At 44.4% G+C, this 19734-nt stretch carries 20 protein-coding genes and 1 pseudogene; 14 read left to right on the forward strand and 7 right to left on the reverse strand.

Annotated features, from left to right (window positions below):
- A pseudogene (locus tag H6G40_RS24080) lies at positions 1-603 on the forward strand (transposase family protein); the annotation flags it as partial.
- Between the two features lie 772 nt (positions 604-1375).
- On the opposite strand, the gene H6G40_RS00945 reads toward H6G40_RS24080, so the two are convergent.
- Entirely contained in the window at positions 1376-2140 is a 765-nt protein-coding gene (locus tag H6G40_RS00945; RefSeq protein WP_104397830.1) for a hypothetical protein, read from the reverse strand.
- A 501-nt stretch (positions 2141-2641) separates the two neighbouring features.
- Between H6G40_RS00945 and H6G40_RS00950 the strand changes: the two genes are divergently transcribed.
- A complete protein-coding gene (locus H6G40_RS00950; protein ID WP_190537173.1) occupies positions 2642-4972 on the forward strand; it encodes a heavy metal translocating P-type ATPase in 2331 nt (776 codons plus the stop codon).
- A gap of 199 nt (positions 4973-5171) precedes the next feature.
- Here H6G40_RS00950 and H6G40_RS00955 read toward each other — a convergent pair whose 3' ends face one another.
- Positions 5172-5513 carry a hypothetical protein gene (locus H6G40_RS00955; protein ID WP_002734498.1) on the reverse strand — a complete coding sequence of 114 codons (342 nt, stop codon included), beginning with the start codon at positions 5511-5513 and terminating at the stop codon, positions 5172-5174.
- A gap of 12 nt (positions 5514-5525) precedes the next feature.
- Between H6G40_RS00955 and holB the strand changes: the two genes are divergently transcribed.
- On the forward strand, positions 5526-6491 hold the full coding sequence (gene holB / locus H6G40_RS00960; RefSeq protein ID WP_002731627.1) for a DNA polymerase III subunit delta': 966 nt from the start codon (positions 5526-5528) through the stop codon (positions 6489-6491).
- 37 nt (positions 6492-6528) lie between these two features.
- Positions 6529-6750: a hypothetical protein gene (locus H6G40_RS00965; protein WP_002733713.1), complete on the forward strand. Its 222-nt coding sequence runs from the start codon at positions 6529-6531 to the stop codon at positions 6748-6750.
- A gap of 64 nt (positions 6751-6814) precedes the next feature.
- On the opposite strand, the gene ftsH2 is transcribed toward H6G40_RS00965, so the two are convergent.
- Positions 6815-8701: an ATP-dependent zinc metalloprotease FtsH2 gene (gene ftsH2 / locus H6G40_RS00970; RefSeq protein WP_024970580.1), complete on the reverse strand. Its 1887-nt coding sequence runs from the start codon at positions 8699-8701 to the stop codon at positions 6815-6817.
- Between the two features lie 401 nt (positions 8702-9102).
- Between ftsH2 and H6G40_RS00975 the strand changes: the two genes are divergently transcribed.
- Both H6G40_RS00975 and H6G40_RS00980 read left to right on the forward strand, forming a co-directional pair.
- Complete coding sequence (locus H6G40_RS00975; RefSeq protein WP_256094098.1) at positions 9103-9288, forward strand: type II restriction endonuclease; 186 nt, start codon at positions 9103-9105, stop codon at positions 9286-9288.
- Positions 9289-9303: 15 nt separating this feature from the next.
- Entirely contained in the window at positions 9304-10185 is an 882-nt protein-coding gene (locus H6G40_RS00980) for a DNA adenine methylase (RefSeq protein WP_069475662.1), read from the forward strand.
- Positions 10186-10493: 308 nt separating this feature from the next.
- Here the strand turns inward: H6G40_RS00980 and H6G40_RS00985 are convergent, their stop codons facing one another.
- The gene (locus H6G40_RS00985) at positions 10494-10793 is read right to left on the reverse strand and encodes a hypothetical protein (RefSeq protein WP_002779129.1); all 300 of its coding nucleotides are present in this window, start codon (positions 10791-10793) and stop codon (positions 10494-10496) included.
- Positions 10794-11011: 218 nt separating this feature from the next.
- Between H6G40_RS00985 and psbX the strand changes: the two genes are divergently transcribed.
- Entirely contained in the window at positions 11012-11131 is a 120-nt protein-coding gene (psbX, locus tag H6G40_RS00990; RefSeq protein ID WP_002733679.1) for a photosystem II reaction center X protein, read from the forward strand.
- A gap of 45 nt (positions 11132-11176) precedes the next feature.
- Here psbX and H6G40_RS00995 read toward each other — a convergent pair whose 3' ends face one another.
- Complete coding sequence (locus H6G40_RS00995; RefSeq protein ID WP_016515058.1) at positions 11177-11824, reverse strand: ComF family protein; 648 nt, start codon at positions 11822-11824, stop codon at positions 11177-11179.
- On the reverse strand, positions 11793-12092 hold the full coding sequence (locus H6G40_RS01000) for a DUF1816 domain-containing protein (protein ID WP_002733535.1): 300 nt from the start codon (positions 12090-12092) through the stop codon (positions 11793-11795). The genes H6G40_RS00995 and H6G40_RS01000 overlap by 32 nt, the downstream gene beginning before the upstream one ends.
- A gap of 255 nt (positions 12093-12347) precedes the next feature.
- On the opposite strand from H6G40_RS01000, the gene H6G40_RS01005 reads away from it, so the two are divergent.
- From H6G40_RS01005 to H6G40_RS01025, 5 genes are all read left to right on the forward strand, one after another.
- On the forward strand, positions 12348-12707 hold the full coding sequence (locus H6G40_RS01005) for a ferredoxin thioredoxin reductase catalytic beta subunit (RefSeq protein WP_002793837.1): 360 nt from the start codon (positions 12348-12350) through the stop codon (positions 12705-12707).
- 9 nt (positions 12708-12716) lie between these two features.
- Entirely contained in the window at positions 12717-13142 is a 426-nt protein-coding gene (locus tag H6G40_RS01010; protein ID WP_002732694.1) for a DUF309 domain-containing protein, read from the forward strand.
- Between the two features lie 225 nt (positions 13143-13367).
- Complete coding sequence (locus H6G40_RS01015; RefSeq protein WP_002732682.1) at positions 13368-13868, forward strand: LptA/OstA family protein; 501 nt, start codon at positions 13368-13370, stop codon at positions 13866-13868.
- A gap of 101 nt (positions 13869-13969) precedes the next feature.
- On the forward strand, positions 13970-14698 hold the full coding sequence (lptB, locus tag H6G40_RS01020) for an LPS export ABC transporter ATP-binding protein (RefSeq protein WP_002734513.1): 729 nt from the start codon (positions 13970-13972) through the stop codon (positions 14696-14698).
- A 32-nt stretch (positions 14699-14730) separates the two neighbouring features.
- Positions 14731-15900 carry an LptF/LptG family permease gene (locus tag H6G40_RS01025; protein WP_069475661.1) on the forward strand — a complete coding sequence of 390 codons (1170 nt, stop codon included), beginning with the start codon at positions 14731-14733 and terminating at the stop codon, positions 15898-15900.
- A gap of 36 nt (positions 15901-15936) precedes the next feature.
- Here H6G40_RS01025 and rsmI read toward each other — a convergent pair whose 3' ends face one another.
- On the reverse strand, positions 15937-16776 hold the full coding sequence (gene rsmI / locus H6G40_RS01030; protein WP_190537139.1) for a 16S rRNA (cytidine(1402)-2'-O)-methyltransferase: 840 nt from the start codon (positions 16774-16776) through the stop codon (positions 15937-15939).
- 182 nt (positions 16777-16958) lie between these two features.
- Between rsmI and H6G40_RS01035 the strand changes: the two genes are divergently transcribed.
- Entirely contained in the window at positions 16959-17075 is a 117-nt protein-coding gene (locus tag H6G40_RS01035) for a photosystem II reaction center protein I (protein ID WP_002732356.1), read from the forward strand.
- 140 nt (positions 17076-17215) lie between these two features.
- A complete protein-coding gene (locus H6G40_RS01040) occupies positions 17216-19609 on the forward strand; it encodes a DUF3769 domain-containing protein (protein WP_190537141.1) in 2394 nt (797 codons plus the stop codon).
- Positions 19610-19734: the final 125 nt, after the last annotated feature.

A 19734-nucleotide genomic window follows, 5' to 3' on the forward strand; every position in this document is an offset into this window, starting at 1 on the left:
AGAATATTCTCATCAAATCAGGTCTGTTTAATCTACCGGGAAAAAAAGCCCTCTTAGAAAGTAATAGTGAAATAGAAGTAATAGTGGTGGATGTGTCAGAAGAGGAGATAGAAAGACCCAAAAAAAAACAGAAATCATGCTATAGTGGCAAGCAGGGATACCACACATTAAAGTCGCAAGTCGTTGCCGATCTTGCGCAGCGAGCGCGTTGCGACCAAAAAAGCGAGCAGGTAATCTGTGTCCGTTGTGAGAAAGGAAGAGTCCATGATTTTCGACTGTGGAAAGAGAGTAAAATAGGGTTAAATAAGGAAATAGAAATATTAGGGGATAAAGGCTATCAAGGAATTCAGAAGCTCCATCAAAACAGTCAAATTCCTCATAAAAAAAAGAAAAAAGAAAAACTAAGTAAAGAGCAAAAAAAAAGCCAATCGTCAGTTATCACAACGGCGCATAGTTATAGAACATATTCATCGTCGTCTCAAAATATTTCGGATACTTTCATCAAGATACAGAAATCGCAGACGGCGATTTGGTCTGAGATTGAATTTGATTGCTGGTATCTACAATTACGAACTTCGTTACCGACAAGAGGATATATCTTGATTACTTTTGCAAGAGATCTATTTCATTAACGCACCCTACCAGATCGCACTGAAACAGTCCAGTAGGGTGTGTTAGCGTCAGCGTAACGCACGAATTTTGAACATTAGATAAGGTGCGTTACATTTCATTAACTGAAACAGTCCAGTAGGGTGTGTTAGCGTCAGCGTAACGCACGAATTTTGAACATTAGATAAGGTGCGTTACATTTCATTAACGCACCCTACAAGATCGCACTGAAACAGTCCAGTAGGGTGTGTTAGCGTTAGCGTAACGCACGAATTTTGAACATTAGATAAGGTGCGTTACATTTCATTAACGCACCCTACAAGATCGCACTGAAACAGTCCAGTAGGGTGTGTTAGCGTTAGCGTAACGCACGAATTTTGAACATTAGATAAGGTGCGTTACATTTCATTAACGCACCCTACAAGATCGGCGATCGCACTTAGACTCACAGCTTCAATCAATGTGCATGGTGCGTTCCCCAAAATCGATCGCTGGACCGGTAGGAATTGCATTAGGGAACGCACCCTACAAGATCGGCGATCGCACTGTCAGATAACCAATAACGCTGGTTTCAATATAGACGGTTTCCCTCACGGCAATCTAGAAAATCTATCCAACGTCTATCCTACTGCATTTAATCTTGGTTTTGAGGGAGTTGGGTTTCCTGCCGTCAACCCAACCTACAAGATCAGCGATCGCACTACAGACGCGACGTGGGGCGCTCTCCGGTGCAATAGATGTTAGGCCGGAATGGAAAAGAAAGAGCTTATCTAGACTCTTTTCGCTTCGACATAAAATCAATTAGCTCCTTGACAGCATTATCTGCCATTGCATCAGTTGCTACATCTGCCGCCCTGATCCTTCGTACCTCGACTCCTTCGTGTGTGAGAGGTACTAACCGTTTATCCGCTTCAGCAGGCGTTTCTTTATGGAAAGAATCACCATCAACCTCAACAACAAATGTTAACCCTTTGAAGATTACGACGAAATCAGGTTCTAGCCTCCTGTTATACCCGTTAACGATTCTCACAAAAACGGGAAGGGGAGCCACTGCAAGCTTGGCTCGTTTCATCGCCTCAAAAAGTACAATTTCTGCTTTTGATCGAAATAAAAGCCCGTGATGCTCTTTTGAGGCTATATTGTCGCTCCGCACTCTGCCCTGATTAGTCACGCCCTCGCCTTTGATAAATCGTAAAGCCTCCTCTCGCCAGCCCTCGTTGGCAAAACTGACTTTGGGGGAAATAATAACTTTTTTCAGATCATCTACAGATGTTGAGATGAAGAAGCTTTTTCCTACGTCGCAAATCGCTTCCTCTGTTTGCACTCTTTCATCGTCAGTAAGCGCCTGAAAAATATGAATAGGCACAGAGATGAACAGTAACCAGAAATCAATGCCCCAATCTGTCTCTGCTGGTTCAAATCTACTATCACCTTCTACGATCATCGTGAGAGCGCGGGCGTCACCGCGAATTTTTAGAGAAGTCGCCAATGATGCGAGAAAATCTTCAATTGGAAATGGGCGTTCAGGCATAACAGTAGAGGACATTTCGTTTGAAAATATTCATCTCACATTCAATGAGACGCTTTGAGAACTAATGAGGCCTAACTATATATTAGGCGGAAAGTTTCCGTATGTGACGCTAAATACGCATTTTTTTAAGAATCTTTCCGTATATTACGCTCAAATGGAGCGATCGCAAGAAGTTTTCCGTATAATATTACGATAAGCGTGTTATGCCGATTAGCGTACTCTGTGATGAACCCTCCCCCACTGATTTGTTCAAAGTTTTCTCGTTGTGCGACTGTCAGATAAACTTTATCTCGCCTACCTCTTCCCATGATTGATGTCCTCAGTTGAGCTTATCTATTGCCCTATTTTAGCTGTGTCAGTCCACTACCAGATCGGCTACCTGAAATTTCAGCTATCTGTAATGAAATTTCATCTATCTGTAACCCTACAGGCCAAAATAGTTTAAAAATCGGCCGAGAATTTCTAGGATAGAAGTAAAGACCATCCTTGCCTACTTTTTCTATGATCCTAGCCGCCGAAACTGGACTAAAAACCGCTACTCTAGACGTAAAAGGCATGAAATGCGCCGGCTGTGTGAGTGCCGTAGAAAGACAACTCAGCCAAAATCAAGGGGTAAAATCGGCCCAAGTTAACCTAATCACGGAAATTGCCGTGATTGAATACCAACCGGATGCGATCGCACCAGAGCAGTTAGCCGCAAAATTAACCGCGATTGGATTCCCCACCCAACCGCGCAGCTCATCGACTCCCCTTTCTCAACAAAATCAACGGCTGCAAAACCAACAAAAAGAACGGCAACAACAATTATACCGATTAGCGATCGCTTGTTGTTTACTGGTTTTTTCCCTGATTGGTCACTTACACCACATCGGGGGACCAGAAATCCCCATCCTTCAAAGTATTGCTTTTCACTGGACTTTAGCCACCCTAGCCATTTTATTCCCCGGCCGCGATATTTTCATCGATGGTTGGCGCGGATTACGGCACGGGATGCCAAATATGAACACTCTCGTTAGTTTAGGCACAGGTAGCGCCTATATAGCCAGTTGTTTGGCTCTTATCTTCCCTAATCTCGGTTTAGAGTGCTTTTTCGATGAACCGGTCATGCTGTTAGGGTTTATTCTCCTCGGACGGACTCTAGAAGCGCATTCCCGTCATCGTGCAGCCGCAGACTTAGAAGCGCTTACCTCCCTACAACCGGCAGTGGCTCACCTAATTGGTAGTACAGATGACCGTGTGGGCGTGGCCATTCCCGTGGAACAGCTGCGCGTCGGGGAATGGGTGCGCGTCTTACCCGGGGAAAAAATTCCCGTGGATGGGGAGATTATTCAGGGAAGAACCACGGTAGATGAAGCTTTATTAACGGGGGAATCGCTGCCGGTGGTTAAGGAAATGGGAGATCTAGTCATTGCTGGCAGTTTCAATCTCTCCGGTGCGATCGCCGTACAAACTCGTCAGGTGGGGACCGATACCACCCTAGCTAAGATTATCGCAGCCGTGGAATCAGCCCAAACTCGCAAGGCCCCGGTACAGAAGATAGCGGACCGGGTAGCGGGTTATTTTGCCTACGGAGTGATGATAATTGCCCTAATTGTGCTGCTCTTTTGGTATTTTTGGGGAACTAGGCTCTTTCCAGAGGTGTTAGGGTCAACCACGGGACACCACGAGATGATTCAATCCACTTCTCCCCTACTTTTGTCCCTAAAATTAGCGATTTCTGTGCTTGTGGTCGCTTGTCCCTGCGCTCTCGGTTTAGCCACACCGACGGCCCTACTGGTGGGAACCAGTTTAGCAGCCGAACGGGGTATTTTAATTAAAGGGGGCGATGTTTTGGAAACCGTCTCGCGACTGCAAACGGTGGTTTTTGACAAAACGGGAACCCTTAGCCAAGGTCATCCAGAAATTACCGATTGTTTGAGTTTTTCTGAGCTTAATTCCCTGGAAATTCAACAATTAGCGGCAGTAGTGGAGAGTGGTACTAATCATCCTCTTGCTCAGGCGATTTTAGACGCGGTTACTCCCCCTACTAACCTGACGGGGGAAGATTTTCAAACTGTAGCCGGATTGGGAGTTTCTGCAAGGGTGCAGGGGTCGAAAATTGTTCTAGGAAATCGGCAATGGTTGGCACAGAACGGCATTAAAATCGATGAAACCATCCCCAGTATTCAAGAGCTTTTACAAGCGGGTAAAACGGTGATTTATCTGGGGATGGAAGAACAATTACTCGGCGCGATCGCTTTTCAGGATCGATTGCGTCCCGATGCTCAAACAACCGTTAATCAGTTGCAAAAACTCGGTTTAGAGGTGATTTTACTCAGTGGCGATCGCCAAGAAGTGGTGACAGCGATCGCTAATAGTTTGGGTATTAGCCAATTTTATGCCGAAGTTGCCCCCACCGAAAAATCGGCCTTAATTGCCGACCTACAGACAAAAGAGGGCAAAATCGTGGCTATGGTCGGGGATGGTATCAATGATGCTCCCGCACTAGGACAGGCTAACATCGGGATTGCTCTGGCCGGTGGCACGGAAGTGGCCATGGAAACGGCTGGGATCGTTTTAATTAGCGATCGCCTAGAGGATGTGGTGCAATCTCTGCATTTAAGTCTGGCCACATGGCAAAAAATCCGACAAAATCTTTTTTGGGCTTTGGGTTATAATACCTTTGCTATTCCCATTGCTGGTGGTTTATTACTACCCCGTTGGGGTCTAGCTTTCAGTCCGGCCCTAGCAGCAGCTTTGATGGCTTTTAGTTCGGTTATGGTAGTGAGTAATTCCTTGCTTTTACGTCGTCAATTTCCTCCGCTCTCATCGACGAAGGAAAGCGAAAATTAAAGCAATTACCGATTTTTTCTCGATAAATCCATCAAGCACCAAAAAGAGCGACTCTCTTATTCTTTGTGTGATAAGTTTCACTGATACAGGAGCGATCAATCTCTGTGTATTCTGTGTCTTTGTGGTTCGTTACCCAAGAGAGCCAAGATGGTATTTTGTCCCTGTCTTTGTCAGTTGACGGAGACAGGAACAAATCGGGTTAAGCGGTAATTCTGGTCAGGGATTGGCCTTGATAATTGTTGGTAATAATCTGGTGAATAGATTCAAAAAATCGCCGACAACGATTATTAGTTCTCAGGGGCAATTCATGATTTTTTACCAATAAATCGATCTGAAGTTCCGAGCTAGTGGGAGGATGAATAAACAATTCCACTTTCACTAACTGGGGAAAGAAAGCATCGTTAGGAACTTCCGATAAAAGCAAGACATCGGTCCGGCGCTTGATGATTTCAAATTCACCCAAACTTAATATATCATCGTATAAAAACCCGGTCTGATGAGGAGAAATCCCGACAAAATAGGAACAGCAATAGCGAGCCATGGCAGGGAAAAGATGATAAATTGGTCAAGGTTAATCGGTCAAAATCAGGCCATTGAACTACTACAAAGAGCGCTTGAAGTCAATTCGATCGCTCCCGCTTACTTATTCGCCGGCGCTAAGGGGATTGGACGCAATCTGGCCGCAAAATGTTTCTGTCAAGACTTGTTAACTAGAGATCGATCTCCGGAAACAAGGGAATTAATCCTGAAACGCTTTTTAGGGGGCAATCATCCCGATTTACTCTGGATTGAACCCACTTATCAACACCAAGGCAAACTGCTCACCGCAAAAGAAGCACAGGAAAGCAATCTCAAGCGTAAAGCTCCCCCGCAAATCCGCATCGAACAAATTCGCGAGATTACTAACTTTTTAAGTCGTCCTCCCCTGGAATCGGCCCGCTCTGTGGTGGTGATCGAGGAAGCAGACACCATGACGGAATCGGCGGCAAATGCGCTCTTAAAAACGCTTGAGGAACCGGGAAAAGCGACTTTAATCCTGATTGCTCCCAGTACCTCCTCTTTACTACCGACTCTCGTTTCTCGCTGTCAACATATCCCTTTTCAGCGTCTTTCGGAAGAAAATCTCGCTCAAGTCCTCCGCTCTAACGGACAAGCTCGCGTTCTCAATTATCCGGCAATTCTCGGTTTAGCCCAAGGTAGCCCCGGAGAAGCGATCGCAGCTTTAGAGTTTCTCGACAGTCTCCCCCAAGATTTACCGCGATCTTTGAGCAAATTTCCCCTAAAACTCTCCCAAGCACTGGAATTAGCCAAAATTATTGCTCAAACTCTTGACACGGAAACCCAATTATGGTATGTGAGTTATCTTCAGTATGAGGATTGGCAACGACGACGAGAGCGATCGATTTTAGAAATCTTGGAAAAAACCCGCCGGCAGCTGTTAGCCTACGTTCAACCCCGTTTAGTCTGGGAATGCACTTTCTTGGCATTGGCCAAACTATCCACCGCCCAAAAGTCTTAAGATTGTTATATTTATCGATCGAGTGGGGAGAAAGACCATGAACATCAAATCCTTAGTTTTGCTGATTCTGTTAACCTTGACTACGGTTTTAGGTGCTTGTCAGGGAGGAAAAGAAGCCGAAGAACCGAAAAACGTCCCCACCACGGTGGAATCGCCGCAAAAAGACGATGATAGCGATAAAGACGGGGAAAATCGGCAAAAAGACGATGATAATGACCAGAATAAAGACGATGACGATGATGATGACGATGATGACTAAATCCCTAGCATAAAAAAATCGGGTGAGCTTTAACCCACCCGATCGCCTATGGATTGAAATCAACCTATAACTGTGGTACAAACTGTTCTTTTTCGGGAACGTAGGCGTATTCAGCCACAATTTGCCGGAATTCTTCCCCATTGATCGTTTCTTTTTCGATCAGCAGATCCACCACTCGATCGATCACTTCGCGATGATCGCGGACAATTTGTCGAGAAATTTCATGGCAGTGTTCCACGATCGATCGCACCTGATCATCGATGCGAGTAGCGACCTTCTCAGAATACTCGGAACGAGTCATCAAACCGCCACCGAGGAACACTTCACCCCCTTGACTTTCTAGGGACAAAGGACCCAAATCGCTCATCCCGAAACGAGTCACCATCTGGCGGGCCATATCAGAAACTTGCTGTAAATCGCCACCGGCACCGGTAGTCACCTCATCATAGCCGAAGATTTCTTCCTCAGCCGCCCGACCACCTAAAGCACCGGAAATCCGGGCCATTAACTGCGCTTTCGTGGTTAAACCCTGTTCTTCGTTGGGAGTGAACCAAGTTAAACCCTGGGCCTGTCCCCGGGGAATCAGAGTCACTTTCTGGACGGGATCGTGATCTTTTAAGAGCGTACCCACGATCGCATGGCCCACTTCATGGTAAGCGATTAGGCGCTTGCTCTTGCTATCGACTAAAGGAGTGCCTTCCATACCGGCGATAACGCGATCCACTGCGTCATCTATCTCTAGGAGGGTAATGGCATCTTTGCGACGACGAGCGGTTAAAATTGCCGCTTCGTTGAGTAAATTGGCTAAATCTGCTCCACTGAACCCCGGAGTGCGACGGGCGATCGCTTCGATGGAAACGTCGTTGGCCAGCTTTTTATTGCGGGCGTGAACGTCTAAAATCTCTAAACGACCTTTAAAATCGGGCGCATCGACGGTTACTTGCCGATCAAAACGGCCCGGACGCATGAGAGCGGAATCGAGAACATCGGGGCGGTTAGTGGCGGCAATGATAATAATTCCCGTATTCCCCTCGAAACCGTCCATTTCTGTCAATAATTGGTTTAGGGTTTGTTCACGTTCGTCGTTACCACCACCGATACCGGCACCCCGTTGACGACCTACCGCGTCAATTTCATCGATAAATATTAAACAGGGAGCATTTTCCTTGGCTTTTTTGAACAAGTCGCGCACGCGAGAAGCACCGACACCGACAAACATTTCCACAAATTCCGAACCGGAAATGCTGAAGAAAGGTACACCCGCTTCACCGGCGATCGCTTTGGCTAACAGGGTTTTACCCGTACCAGGAGGACCAACTAACAGGACTCCTTTGGGGATTTTGGCACCGACGGCGGTAAATTTCTCCGGTTGTTTGAGGAAAGTGACGACTTCCTGTAATTCTTCCTTCGCTTCATCAATTCCTGCCACATCATCAAAGGTGATGCCGGTTTTTGCTTCCATCTGGAAACGAGCTTTTGATTTGCCAAAACTCATCGCTTGACCGGGGCCGCCTGGCATATTATTAGAACGGCGGAACAGGAAAAAGAGAGCGGCAATCAGCAAAAAGGGGAAAAGTAGATTACCGAGGAATCCCCACCAAGCGCCGTCATTCCGCATCGGGTGAGCATCGAAACTAATTTTAGAATCGCGTAAACGGGCGATTAAATCGGGGGAATTGGCAGGTAAATCGACCCGCAGGCGTTGTACTCGGTTTTCTAGTTCTGGATCTAGGGCCTGTACGATCGCGGTTCTGCCACCTTCGTAGAGATCGACGCTGACAACCCTACCACTGTCTAGGTATTCTAGAAAGCGTCCGTAGGTCATGCGAGTACTGGCGGTGTTATTGCCGATATTACTGGTGGCGGTGGCAAAAGTGCCTTGCCAGAGGAAAAAACCGACCACAAGGGCGGGCAATGTCCACAGTAAAATCGTTTTCCAGGATAGTTTCATGTTTGTTTAGTGGTTCTAGGATAAAGATTTTTGCTTAACTCATTTAGCTGTTTTTGTCAAGGATTTTACGTTATTTTTTCGAGATTAATCCCCGCAGCCAATTAAATCTTAACTAAATGTAACGTAATTCTCATAATTCTGACAAGAATGGTGACGAGAGATTTTGGCTCTCTTGGGTTTGGTGGGTAAAATGTATTCTAAGATACATTCTTCCTAGCGGGGGGGTGGAACGAACCACAAAGACACAAAGGACACCAAGATTGATCGATCCTATATATATAAGTTAAACTTATCACACAGAACCGAGAAGAGCCAGATTTTTGAGTTCATTTGTTCTAACAAGAGTCTCATGGTTTCTGGGATAAGCTGTACTGAATTTAAACTGCCTAGAAGTATATACTATATCTATTGATACGAAAATCATCTCTAAAATCCTAAAATTGCTTCTTTTTCCCATATTTGATAATTTTGCTAGATGTAACCAATTAAAGATAGAGTTAGTATCTCAACAAAATTTTTACCCTGATTTGACCTTTATTCACGAGCCAACAGGAGCTAAGTTGGCTGTGGATAGAGATTACTATTGATGAGGAGAGTGTTTAGTGAAGTTAACGCCACTTGTGCCACCGATTAAGTGTCAAGGAATTAAAACTAAATTGGTGAAAGATATTAAAAATATTGTGTCTGATCTGAGCTTTGGGCGTTGGATAGAACCCTTTTCTGGATCGGGAGTGGTGGCTTTTAATATTAATCCGAAAAAGGCTTTACTTGCGGACACAAATACCCATATTATCCAGTTTTATAATAATCTCAAAAATCAAGTTATTACCAGTAAAACTGTTAAGCTTTTTTTGCAAGAAAATGGTAAAGTTCTTAAGGAGCAGGGAGAAAGTTATTATTATCAAGTACGAGAAAGATTTAATCAATCTCCTAATTCTCTAGATTTTTTATTTCTCAATCGCTCCTGTTTTAATGGCGTGATGAGATTCAATCGTAAGGGGCAGTTTAACGTACCCTACTGTCATAAATCAGAACGATTTTCTCAAGCATATATTACCAAAATAGTCAATCAAGTTATTGCCCTAGAAAATATTCTTATTAAAACTGATTATAATTTTCAAGTTGCTGACTTTCGAGAGACTTTATCTGATTGGCAAAAAACAGACTTGATCTATCTCGATCCTCCTTATTTAGGGAGACACACCGATTATTTTAACTCTTGGTCTGAAGAGGATGAAGATTGTTTGGTGACTATTTTAAAGGATATTTCTTGTCGGTTTATTTTGTCCACTTGGCACAGTAATCAGTTTAGAAGCAATCCTTTAATTAAAAAAAATTGGAGTGCTGATAAGTTTTATATCTATACTAAACAGCATTTTTATCATGTGGGTTCCACAGAAAAATTACGTCATCCGATCACCGAAGCGATCATTACTAACTTTAACATTCCCTTGTTGCCAGAGCGAGGAACTGATTTGCAATAACTGTCATTATTGCCATCGACAGCAGAAAATGAGGGAGCGAGAACAGTCTAGAAGATGCCTCGTTGCTAATTCTCACTCCTTACTATTTAGGGTTTGCTGAATAAATCTAAAAACCTTGTTGGATAATATCTTTAGGCTTTTTTGAAATCAAAAAGTACCGGATATGGGAGTGATTGGGGGGGGAATTTTAGGGACTTTTTCCCTGAAAATTAGGTAATTGACTCCCTGAAAATGGGTAAAACCCCACACCCCACACCCCGCACCCCACACCCTACCACCACCGAAAAACTTTTTGCCGCAAACCCTATTTATCCTTGGCTTTGGCGCAGATGGTCGTTAATTTGGCGTTTACGCTTTTCTTCGGGGGCAGTGCTAGTAATTTCGCCAAAATCTTGACTACTCATGGAAAGATGGGACATTATCTTTCTTTTGCGCTCTTTAGCGGTTAATTCCGGTGAAGGAGTTACTGGAGGCGGCGCTGCCACGGGTTCCGCTACCACCGGAGGAGTTTCCACAATTGGCAGCGGTTTTTTGGGAATATAGTCAGCACCAGTGGTACTTTTGGAGAGATGATCGAGAATGCGCCGTTTGCGATCGTCAGTAGCCATAAAAATCTTTGCCAATCTAGTTTAAAGTTTTGTAACTATCACCTATTGTCAAACATCCCTATCCCCTTGAGAAGTCAAGGGAGACTTTATCTTGAGGGATTGAAGACATATAAAATCTGCGATCGCATTTATCTGGCCGTGGAACTGGGGGTCTTCTCGCCCAAGGTGATAAGATAAAAAACTAAGTCTTTGAAAATATGACAAAGGATTTATCTATCATGACACCCTCTTTAGCTAACTTTCTCTGGAGCCTTGTTTTAGGTGCGGTTATCGTTCTGATCCCTGCCACTATCGGTTTGATTTTCATCAGTCAATACGACAAGATCAAACGCACTTAATTTAATCTAACTCTAAAATGCCTAGACCGATTCCGTCTGGGCATTTTAGCTAATTTTGGAACTGGCAAGAGCGATCGCACCGACTACCCGATATCCCTCTGTGCGTAAAACCTGCACAGCTTCCTCGATCGTGGTTCCTGTGGTATAAATATCGTCAATTAAGAGAATCGGCACGGATTTCGGTAAATTTTTCCCCAGTTGAAAAGCCGCTTGCATCGTCCTTTTTCTTTCCTCGGCTGCCATACTAAACAAGGCTGCCGTGTTCTTAATCCGAATTAATCCGCGACTAGCCAGATGATAACCGGTTAAACGACAAAAACCTTCGCCAATGACTTCTGCTTGATTAAAACCCCTTTCCTTTAACCTTTCTGGGTGGAGAGGGATAGGAATCACCGTCAAACGTTTATCGGTGAGGGGAGGACGCAGCAGCCAAGTTTCCCCCATGCAACTGCCTAGCAAAGAGCCGAGAGCGGGATGGCGATCATATTTCATTTTAGCGATCGCCTGTTTTAATTTACCTTCATAGCGTCCCCAGATAAACAGGGGAATAGAACCACGCCAGAGAAAAAGCGGGTTATTCTGACGATAGGCCTGTAATTGTCGCCCGCAATCACGGCAAAGCTCTCGATCGCTCTGCCGTTGACAAAGAGGACAGGGAGACTTAAGAAATAAAGCGAGAAAAGGTTCGAGCATGGGAAGCAAAAGTTTTAGCTAGATCCTGACTTCCATCGTCAAAAACGGTCAAATAATGGGGATTACTCCGCTCGATCGAAAGACTGATTCCTTGCGCTCCTTCGGACTCTAGATCTTGGAGATAACCCCCCTGATGCTGTTGTGCTTCCTCAAAGGAGGCAAAGGGACCAAAATAGTAGATACAGTGGGGATAAAGGGAGGTAATTTTCAGCCACCAAGGCGTGTTATCGTCAGAAATTTTATTTGTCTGCAAGAAAGATAAAATCATGTTCTGGTATTGATAGGGTACAGGGATTGCAGGAATCAAGGACAGGTTTTGAGGAACTTTGCCCCCATAATTCCCGTTTGCTGGCCAAAAAATCGAGCTTTTGGCCAAAGAGAGTCTTTTTATCGTATTAGAATAACAAGGGGATCGGTCGCAAAATCAAAAGAGATTCTAAAAATTCCCCTCAGCCAAGGGGAAGCGGATCGAGATAGGATAGTAAAAAGTTTTTTTGTAGAAAGCTAGGGAGATAAGATAACTATGAGCCAGATCACAGACACAGATAAGAGTCTTGAGGCGATGAAGAAGTTTGCCGAACAGTACGCTAGAGGTACAAATACCTATTTCTGTAGCGATCTCTCGGTGACAGCCGTAGTAATTGAGGGATTAGCGCGTCATAAGGACGAATTAGGCGCTCCTTTATGTCCCTGTCGTCACTACGAAGACAAAGAAGCGGAGGTAAAAAATACTTTCTGGAATTGTCCCTGTGTACCGATGCGGGAACGGAAAGAATGTCACTGTATGCTGTTTATTACCCCCGATAACGAGTTTGCTGGGGAAGAACAGGTAATTTCCCTCGACTATATCCAAGAAGTCCGCGAATCGATGAAGGGGCATTAGTATAGGGTAATGACAGCCAGCGCTTTTGGGCAAGGAATCGACGAATTTAATCGCCAGCAATTCTATGCTTGTCATGATACCCTAGAGGCTTTGTGGATGGAGTCCGCAGAGCCTGAAAAAACCTTTTATCAAGGCATTTTGCAGATTGCTGTCGCTTGTTACCATCTAGAAAATAATAACTGGCGCGGGGCGGTAATTCTTTTGGGGGAAGGGGTGAGACGTTTACAACACTATCAACCCGATTACGAGGGGATCAACGTGACGCACTTGGTGGGGGAGAGTTTGGATCTATTAAACTTTTTACAGAATCTCGATCCCCAAGCTTTACCGGCAGTGTTAGAAGCGATGAAAAGCAATCAGGAACATCCTCATCCCCACCTCGATCGATCTATCTGTTCCCTGCCGAAAATCCTCAAAATTCATCCCGTTCTCTAAACAGCTAGATTAGTTAGTCAATACAATTACCTCTAAGTAGGTGGGTGTTAAAATTGTCAGCACCCCCCTTATCAAGGGGGGATTAAGGGGGGATCAGCACCCCCCTTATCAAGGGGGGATTAAGGGGGGATCAGCACCCCCCTTATCAAGGGGGGATTAAGGGGGGATCAAGGGGCGATTTATCTTCAATTTAATTGAAACCATTTACTTATAGGTGACATTTTTATGAGAGCAAGATCCGCAAAAATCAGGGGATGGCTAGTTGCCCTCGTTTCTACCAGCTTAATGGTGGGATTGGGCAATTCTCCCCTAGTCAAGGCACAGCAGAATATTGTACCCGGTAATGCCATGACAGTGCGATCGGATATTCAAGAGGCAAACTCAAAAACGGGCGTAATTACTGCGAGAGGTAACGTACAAGTGTTCTATCCTGCCCGTAAAATGCAGGCCACTTCTGCCCAAGCTCAGTATTTTAGCCGCGAACGTCGTTTAGTGATGACGGGTAATGTTTATGTTTTGCAAGAAGGCAACAGTATCCGCGCTGAAACGATGACTTATCTAGTCGATGAGGGTAGATTTATCGCTACTCCCCAAACCAGTCAGCAGGTGGAGTCAATTTATTTAGTCAAAGATAACGAAACTTCCCCCCAACCAGCTGCTTCCCCGACACCCGCACCCATACCTTCCCCTTCCCTCCCCGCTGCCCCAATTATTAACCCGCAGTGATAGTCAGGAGACAGGAATCAGGAGACAAAAGGCAAAAGGCAAAAGGCAAAAGGCAGTATTCTCCCCACACCCCACACCCCACACCCCAACACCGGATAAAGATGACTTTAGTATTAGAAAATATCCATAAATCCTACGGTAAAAGACTCGTGGTTAACCGAGTGAGTATTACCGTTGCCCCGGGGGAAATTGTCGGGTTATTAGGACCAAATGGCGCGGGGAAAACCACAACTTTTTATATCGCCACGGGATTAATTAAACCGAATCAAGGGCGCGTTTGGCTCGATCAAAAAGAAATTACCAAATTACCCCTTAATCAAAGGGCGCGTCTGGGTATTGGCTATCTGACGCAGCAGGCCAGTATTTTTCGTTATTTAACTGTATCAGAAAATATTCAGTTAGCCCTAGAACAGTCGGGAGTTCCCTTTTCCCAACGGGCAAATCGTCTCTATAATTTATTAAAAGAATTTCGCCTCGATAAGATTGTTGGCACTAAAGGAGCTTACGTTTCTGGAGGAGAAAGAAGAAGGACGGAATTAGCTCGCGCTTTAGCGGTGGGAGTCAACGGACCAAGATTTTTGTTATTAGATGAACCTTTCGCTGGGGTGGATCCAATCGCTGTATCTGAGATTCAAGCGATGATTGCTGGTTTAAGGGATCGTCAGATGGGAATTTTAATTACTGATCACAATGTGCGAGAAACTTTGGCTATTACTAATCGGGCTTATATTATGCGCGAAGGGCAGATTTTAGCGGCGGGAAGTGGTGAAGAACTGTATAATAATCCTCTGGTGCGTCAGTATTATTTGGGTGATAATTTCTTAAGATAATTGTTATTAATAAAAAATCGCTGCATTATATCATGAAAGTTAGCAATTGGCAAGGAAATTTAAGTAGAATACCCGGATTTACCATCTTAGACCGCTATATTTTTGTCGAGTTATTATTACCCTTTCTATTTGGTATGGGTTTATTCACTTCTTTGGGAGTGGCGATCGGGACTTTATTTGATTTAGTGAGACGGATTACTGAGTCGGGTTTACCTTTTACTTTGGCCCTAAAAATTCTCTTATTAAAAATGCCAGAGTTTATTGTTTTAGCCTTTCCCATGTCGATACTTTTAGCAGCTTTAATGGCCTACAGTCGTTTAGCCAGTGATAGCGAATTGATTGCTTTTAAAAGTATTGGAATTAGTGTTTATCGCCTAATAATTCCCGCCATTGTGCTAAGTTTAATAGTGACGGGATTAACCTACATTTTTAATGATTATGTGGCTCCAGCTGCTAGTTATGAAGCTAATGCTACCATGACGAAAGCTCTGCGACCAAATCGCAAATCTTTTATTGAAGATAATATTATTTATCCTGAATACGGCAAAGTGCGGCCACCGGATGGAGGGGAATCGCAAACAGTATTAAGAAGGTTATTTTATGCTGAAAGATTTAACGGTCAAGAAATGTTAGGTTTAACCATTCTCGATCGCACCCAACCGGAAGTTAATCAAATTATTACCTCAGAATCAGCTTCTTGGAATATTGAAAAGAATATCTGGGATTTTTATAACGGCACAATTTATCTAATTGATCCTAATGGTTCCTATCGTAATATTGTCCGCTTTCAACATCAACAATTAGCCCTACCGCGTACCCCTTTAGATTTAGCTTTTAGAGGTCGAGATGGTTCAGAAATGACCCTCAGACAAGCGCGGGAATACTTAGAAATACTGCAATTAAGCGGCAATCCCACCAAAACTAGAAAACTACAGGTTCAAATCGAGCAGAAAATATCTTTACCCTTTGTTTGTTTAGTTTTTGGCATGATTGGGGCAGCCTTGGGATTGCGTCCCCAAAATTCTAATAAAGCTACCAGTTTTGGTATTTGTATTGTCCTAATTTTCTCCTATTATCTCCTATCTTTTGTCACCAGTTCCTTAGGCATTGGCGGAGTTTTAACCCCCTTGATGGCCGCTTGGTTGCCCAATATTTTAGGATTAACTGCCGGGGGGATTTTGTTACTTCAATCGGCTAAATAATCGAGGGTTAGCGGTAGGAATAAAAATTGATAATCATCAAATTTCTAGGGCTAATTTGTATAAACGACTGCGGGATAAATTAGTAACCTGTGCTAATTGTCTGCTGGCTTGTGATCGACTAACTCCTCGTTCTATAATTTGTTGTAATTCCCGTTTTAATTCCTCCTCGGATAATTGGATATTATCGGCCTGATCGTTGCCCATAACTACGATTGTAAATTCCCCTTTAGGAGTTTTATTTTCCCGATATAAATTAATCGCCTCGGCGATAGTTCCTCGCCAAATTTCTTCGTAAAGCTTGGTTAATTCCCGACCTAAAACTATCTTTCTCGTTGGGCCGAAAGTTTCGCGTAAATCCTCCAAAGTCTTAATAAGTTTGTGAGGTGCTTCATAAAAAACCATCGTTCTCGTCTCGGTTTTTAAACCCTCTAAGCGCTCTTGTTTCAGCTTTGCCTTACCCGGAAGAAATCCTTCAAAACAGAATCTTTCCGTGGGTAATCCCGACACCGCTAAAGCAGTAATTACCGCCGTTACTCCGGGGATGGGAACCACTTCGATCTGAGCTTCTATACAAGCTTTAATTAACTCATAACCCGGGTCAGAAATCCCCGGCATTCCCGCATCAGTAACCAAAGCGATATCCTGACCTTGGCTGAGAATATTTAATAACTCATCGAGACGGGAAAGGCGATTATGTTCATGGTAACTAATTTGAGGGGTTGAAATATCAAAATGCTGTAATAATTTGCCGGTGTGTCTGGTATCTTCGGCGGCAATTAGAGCGACTTTTTTGAGAGTTGCCAGGGATCGGAAAGTCAGATCGTCTAAATTGCCGATCGGCGTTCCCACCACATATAATTTACCGAGATTATTCATAAATTGGCTAAAAATAGGCTATTTAGTTGTATTTTAAGTGATCAGTAAACAGTAAACAGTAGGCTGATAACTGAAGACTGATCACTTTTCTCTGTTCAGGGATCACTCAAATAGGGTAAAGTAGGTCAAGGTATGCCAACCCTGTTATTGCATTAATCTAGTCTAAGGAGAACGTCTTAGTAATGTTAACCCTAAAAATCGCCGTTTATATCGTTGTTTCCTTCTTTGTCTTACTTTTTATCTTTGGCTTCCTTTCTGGCGATCCTACCCGTAACCCCGGACGCAAAGACTTTGAGTAGAAGACAATTATCAAACTGGTTCTAGGGTAGAGACACAGGGAACAAGTTATCGGACTTTCCCTGTCTCCCTAGAAATAATGATCGTGGTAGTATCATTGAGGTTCGCTCGTCCTCTATTTCGATCGCCGACTCGTGCAGTCATGTCTTTTTTTTTCTTAGCTGTTGAACCACCTGCCCTGATTAATACTGTAGCCGAACCGGAAACGGAGGAGCGCCAAGTTGCTGAAAATATTCCCACGTCTGTAGTTCCCCTCCCTGTCACCCCAGCACCTCTAGAGGCAAAAAAGCCTTCAGAAGAGAGCGTTTCTATTCCCCTCACCGTCACTCCACCCCCGGAAACCGTCGAGGTAAAACCCTTGGTTCCCGATCAGGGTATTCCCTTAGAACCTTTACCTAGCAGTGGGGGTGATGCGGCAGCTTTAGGAAAACCCCTTTCTGTCCAGAATTCTCCACCCCCCGCAGCCGTTGGTGTCACCATTCATCCCGAAACCGAGATAGTTTCAGGATTAAATCAAAAAGCTCTTAACCAGAAAAATGGCTCGACTCGGCTATTAGTGCGGAAAAAAGGCGAAAAAACCAGCCAAGAATACTGGATTTCCCTCAATAACAGCCTAGCTCAGACCGCTGCAGTTAATCCAGAAGGGGAAAAGCCCCTAGAATTGGTGGCCGATGAGCAGGAATTTGACCAAAATCGGCAGATTATCACCGCTAGAGGTAATGTTACCCTGCGTTTTGCCCAAAGTGTACTAACAGCTGATCGCTTACAGATTAATCTTCCCGAAAAGTTAGCGGTAGCGGAGGGCCAGGTGATCCTAACCCGGGGAGATCAAATCCTGCGCGGCGATCGCTTTGAGTATTATTTCGTCCAGGATAGCGGTGTGGTATTTAATGCTAATGGGGAGATTTTTCAACCCAGCACCGCTAGGGATTTAGGACAAACGCTGCCCACGGATGTGGGGGCCGGTGGTTCTTTTGGAACCCTAACCGATCGTTTGGCATTAAATCAACCCTTGCAGAGAATCACCACGGGAGAGGGTTTTCAATTTGTCGTCGGGGGACAGGATCCCAGTCGACGCGATCGACAGAATATTAGTAGTCCATCGGGGGGAACGATTAATCGTGTCCGTTTTCAGGCCGAACGCTTGAATTTTGATGGTAAGGTGTGGAATGCCACTAATGTGCGTCTGACGAATGACCCTTTTTCCCCCCCTGAATTGGAAGTTCGAGCTAATTCCGCCACTTTTCGCAGTACCGGCCCCTTTACCGATGAGTTACGGATGAGTAATTCCCAGTTGGTTTTCGATCAACGGGTAGTGGCACCCACTTTTATTAATAGTCTTACGTTCGATCGCCGTCGTCGTCGTCCTTTTTTAATTGCCCCAGGCTATGATGGGGAGGATCGGGGCGGATTTTTCGTAGAAAGTCCCCTAACTTTAGTGGAGACACCGAAGACTCTTTTTGAGTTGACACCGCAATATTTAATTCAAAAAGTCCTTAATCCCGATGCTTTTCCCTCAGCTAACCCCGGAGGTGGCGAAGTTTCGGCCCTTAGTCCGAAAGCTTTCGGTTTGTTGGGCAATTTTGCCACTAATTTTGGTGAGCGCTCGTTTTTGCAAGCGACAGCTTCTTTTTCTAATTTAGATTTGGAACAGATCGAAAATATTGTTCGTTCTAAAATTCGCTTTCAACAGACGATCGGACAGTTGCAGGATCCCTATCTGCTCAATGTGGAGTACAATTATCGCGAGCGTCTCTTTAACGGTTCTTTGGGTTTTCAGACGGTTAATAGCAGTTTTGGGGCAATTTTGACCTCACCGGTGATTGTCGTCCCGAATACGGATATTAGACTCAGTTATCAAGCTTCTGTTCAGAATGTTAACGCACCCACCGATCGCAGTGATCTCCTAGCGGCCAATGCAACGGATAATGTTACTAATTTAAGCCGTTTTCAGGGTGCTGTCTCCCTCAATCGCAGTTTTTTACTCTGGTCTGCCCTTACTTTACCACCGACTCCCGACCAAGGTTTAAGATTTTCTCCTCTTCCCGTTCAACCCTATATTGCTATTGTCACTGGTGTCACCGGTGTCAGCAGTTATTACACTAATGGAGAGACGCAAAATTCCGTCACGGGAACTGTGGGATTATTAGGACAGTTTGGGCGTTTTTCCCGCAATTTTTTCGACTATACTGGGTTTAATCTCAGTTTTAGTCAGGGTTTAGTTAACGGACAATCACCCTTTTTCTTTGATCGCTTTGTTGATCAACAAACCATGTCCTATGGTATAACTCAACAGGTATATGGTCCGATTCGCGTGGGTTTCCAGAGTATTTATAGTATCGATCAAGCGAAGGAAATCAGTACAGAATATTTTCTCGAATGGAGTCGTCGCACCTATAGTTTAATTTTGCGCTATAACCCAGTGCTGCAGTTGGGAATACTCAACATCCGCGTTTCGGATTTCAACTGGACAGGTAACCCCGGCTATTTTGAGGGCAGCGATGTCCGTCCGGTGGTGGATGGAGTAACCCGTTAAGACTACATGGGAATTATGAATGATGAATTATGAATGATGAATTATGAAGTGGGGTGTGGGGTTTTAGGGATTTTCAGATCGGGATTACCTCTCAATGAGACTCCCTTGACTAACTTCTATCCTCT

The sequence above is a fragment of the Microcystis viridis FACHB-1342 genome, assembly GCF_014698335.1.
Lineage (GTDB): Bacteria > Cyanobacteriota > Cyanobacteriia > Cyanobacteriales > Microcystaceae > Microcystis > Microcystis ichthyoblabe_A.

What these genes read in the sequence shown, in the direction of transcription:
- H6G40_RS01040 (WP_190537141.1), top strand. Translation starts at nt 17,216, where the DNA reads ATGTCTTTTTTTTTCTTAGCTGTTGAACCACCTGCCCTGATTAATACT.
- psbX (WP_002733679.1), top strand. Translation starts at nt 11,012, where the DNA reads ATGACACCCTCTTTAGCTAACTTTCTCTGGAGCCTTGTTTTAGGTGCG.
- H6G40_RS00945 (WP_104397830.1), bottom strand. Translation starts at nt 2,140, where the DNA reads ATGCCTGAACGCCCATTTCCAATTGAAGATTTTCTCGCATCATTGGCG.
- H6G40_RS00985 (WP_002779129.1), bottom strand. Translation starts at nt 10,793, where the DNA reads ATGGCTACTGACGATCGCAAACGGCGCATTCTCGATCATCTCTCCAAA.
- H6G40_RS01000 (WP_002733535.1), bottom strand. Translation starts at nt 12,092, where the DNA reads ATGATTTTATCTTTCTTGCAGACAAATAAAATTTCTGACGATAACACG.
- H6G40_RS01025 (WP_069475661.1), top strand. Translation starts at nt 14,731, where the DNA reads ATGAAAGTTAGCAATTGGCAAGGAAATTTAAGTAGAATACCCGGATTT.
- rsmI (WP_190537139.1), bottom strand. Translation starts at nt 16,776, where the DNA reads ATGAATAATCTCGGTAAATTATATGTGGTGGGAACGCCGATCGGCAAT.
- H6G40_RS00950 (WP_190537173.1), top strand. Translation starts at nt 2,642, where the DNA reads ATGATCCTAGCCGCCGAAACTGGACTAAAAACCGCTACTCTAGACGTA.
- lptB (WP_002734513.1), top strand. Translation starts at nt 13,970, where the DNA reads ATGACTTTAGTATTAGAAAATATCCATAAATCCTACGGTAAAAGACTC.
- H6G40_RS01035 (WP_002732356.1), top strand. Translation starts at nt 16,959, where the DNA reads ATGTTAACCCTAAAAATCGCCGTTTATATCGTTGTTTCCTTCTTTGTC.
- H6G40_RS00955 (WP_002734498.1), bottom strand. Translation starts at nt 5,513, where the DNA reads ATGGCTCGCTATTGCTGTTCCTATTTTGTCGGGATTTCTCCTCATCAG.
- ftsH2 (WP_024970580.1), bottom strand. Translation starts at nt 8,701, where the DNA reads ATGAAACTATCCTGGAAAACGATTTTACTGTGGACATTGCCCGCCCTT.
- holB (WP_002731627.1), top strand. Translation starts at nt 5,526, where the DNA reads ATGATAAATTGGTCAAGGTTAATCGGTCAAAATCAGGCCATTGAACTA.
- H6G40_RS01005 (WP_002793837.1), top strand. Translation starts at nt 12,348, where the DNA reads ATGAGCCAGATCACAGACACAGATAAGAGTCTTGAGGCGATGAAGAAG.
- H6G40_RS01015 (WP_002732682.1), top strand. Translation starts at nt 13,368, where the DNA reads ATGAGAGCAAGATCCGCAAAAATCAGGGGATGGCTAGTTGCCCTCGTT.
- H6G40_RS00995 (WP_016515058.1), bottom strand. Translation starts at nt 11,824, where the DNA reads ATGCTCGAACCTTTTCTCGCTTTATTTCTTAAGTCTCCCTGTCCTCTT.
- H6G40_RS01010 (WP_002732694.1), top strand. Translation starts at nt 12,717, where the DNA reads ATGACAGCCAGCGCTTTTGGGCAAGGAATCGACGAATTTAATCGCCAG.
- H6G40_RS00965 (WP_002733713.1), top strand. Translation starts at nt 6,529, where the DNA reads ATGAACATCAAATCCTTAGTTTTGCTGATTCTGTTAACCTTGACTACG.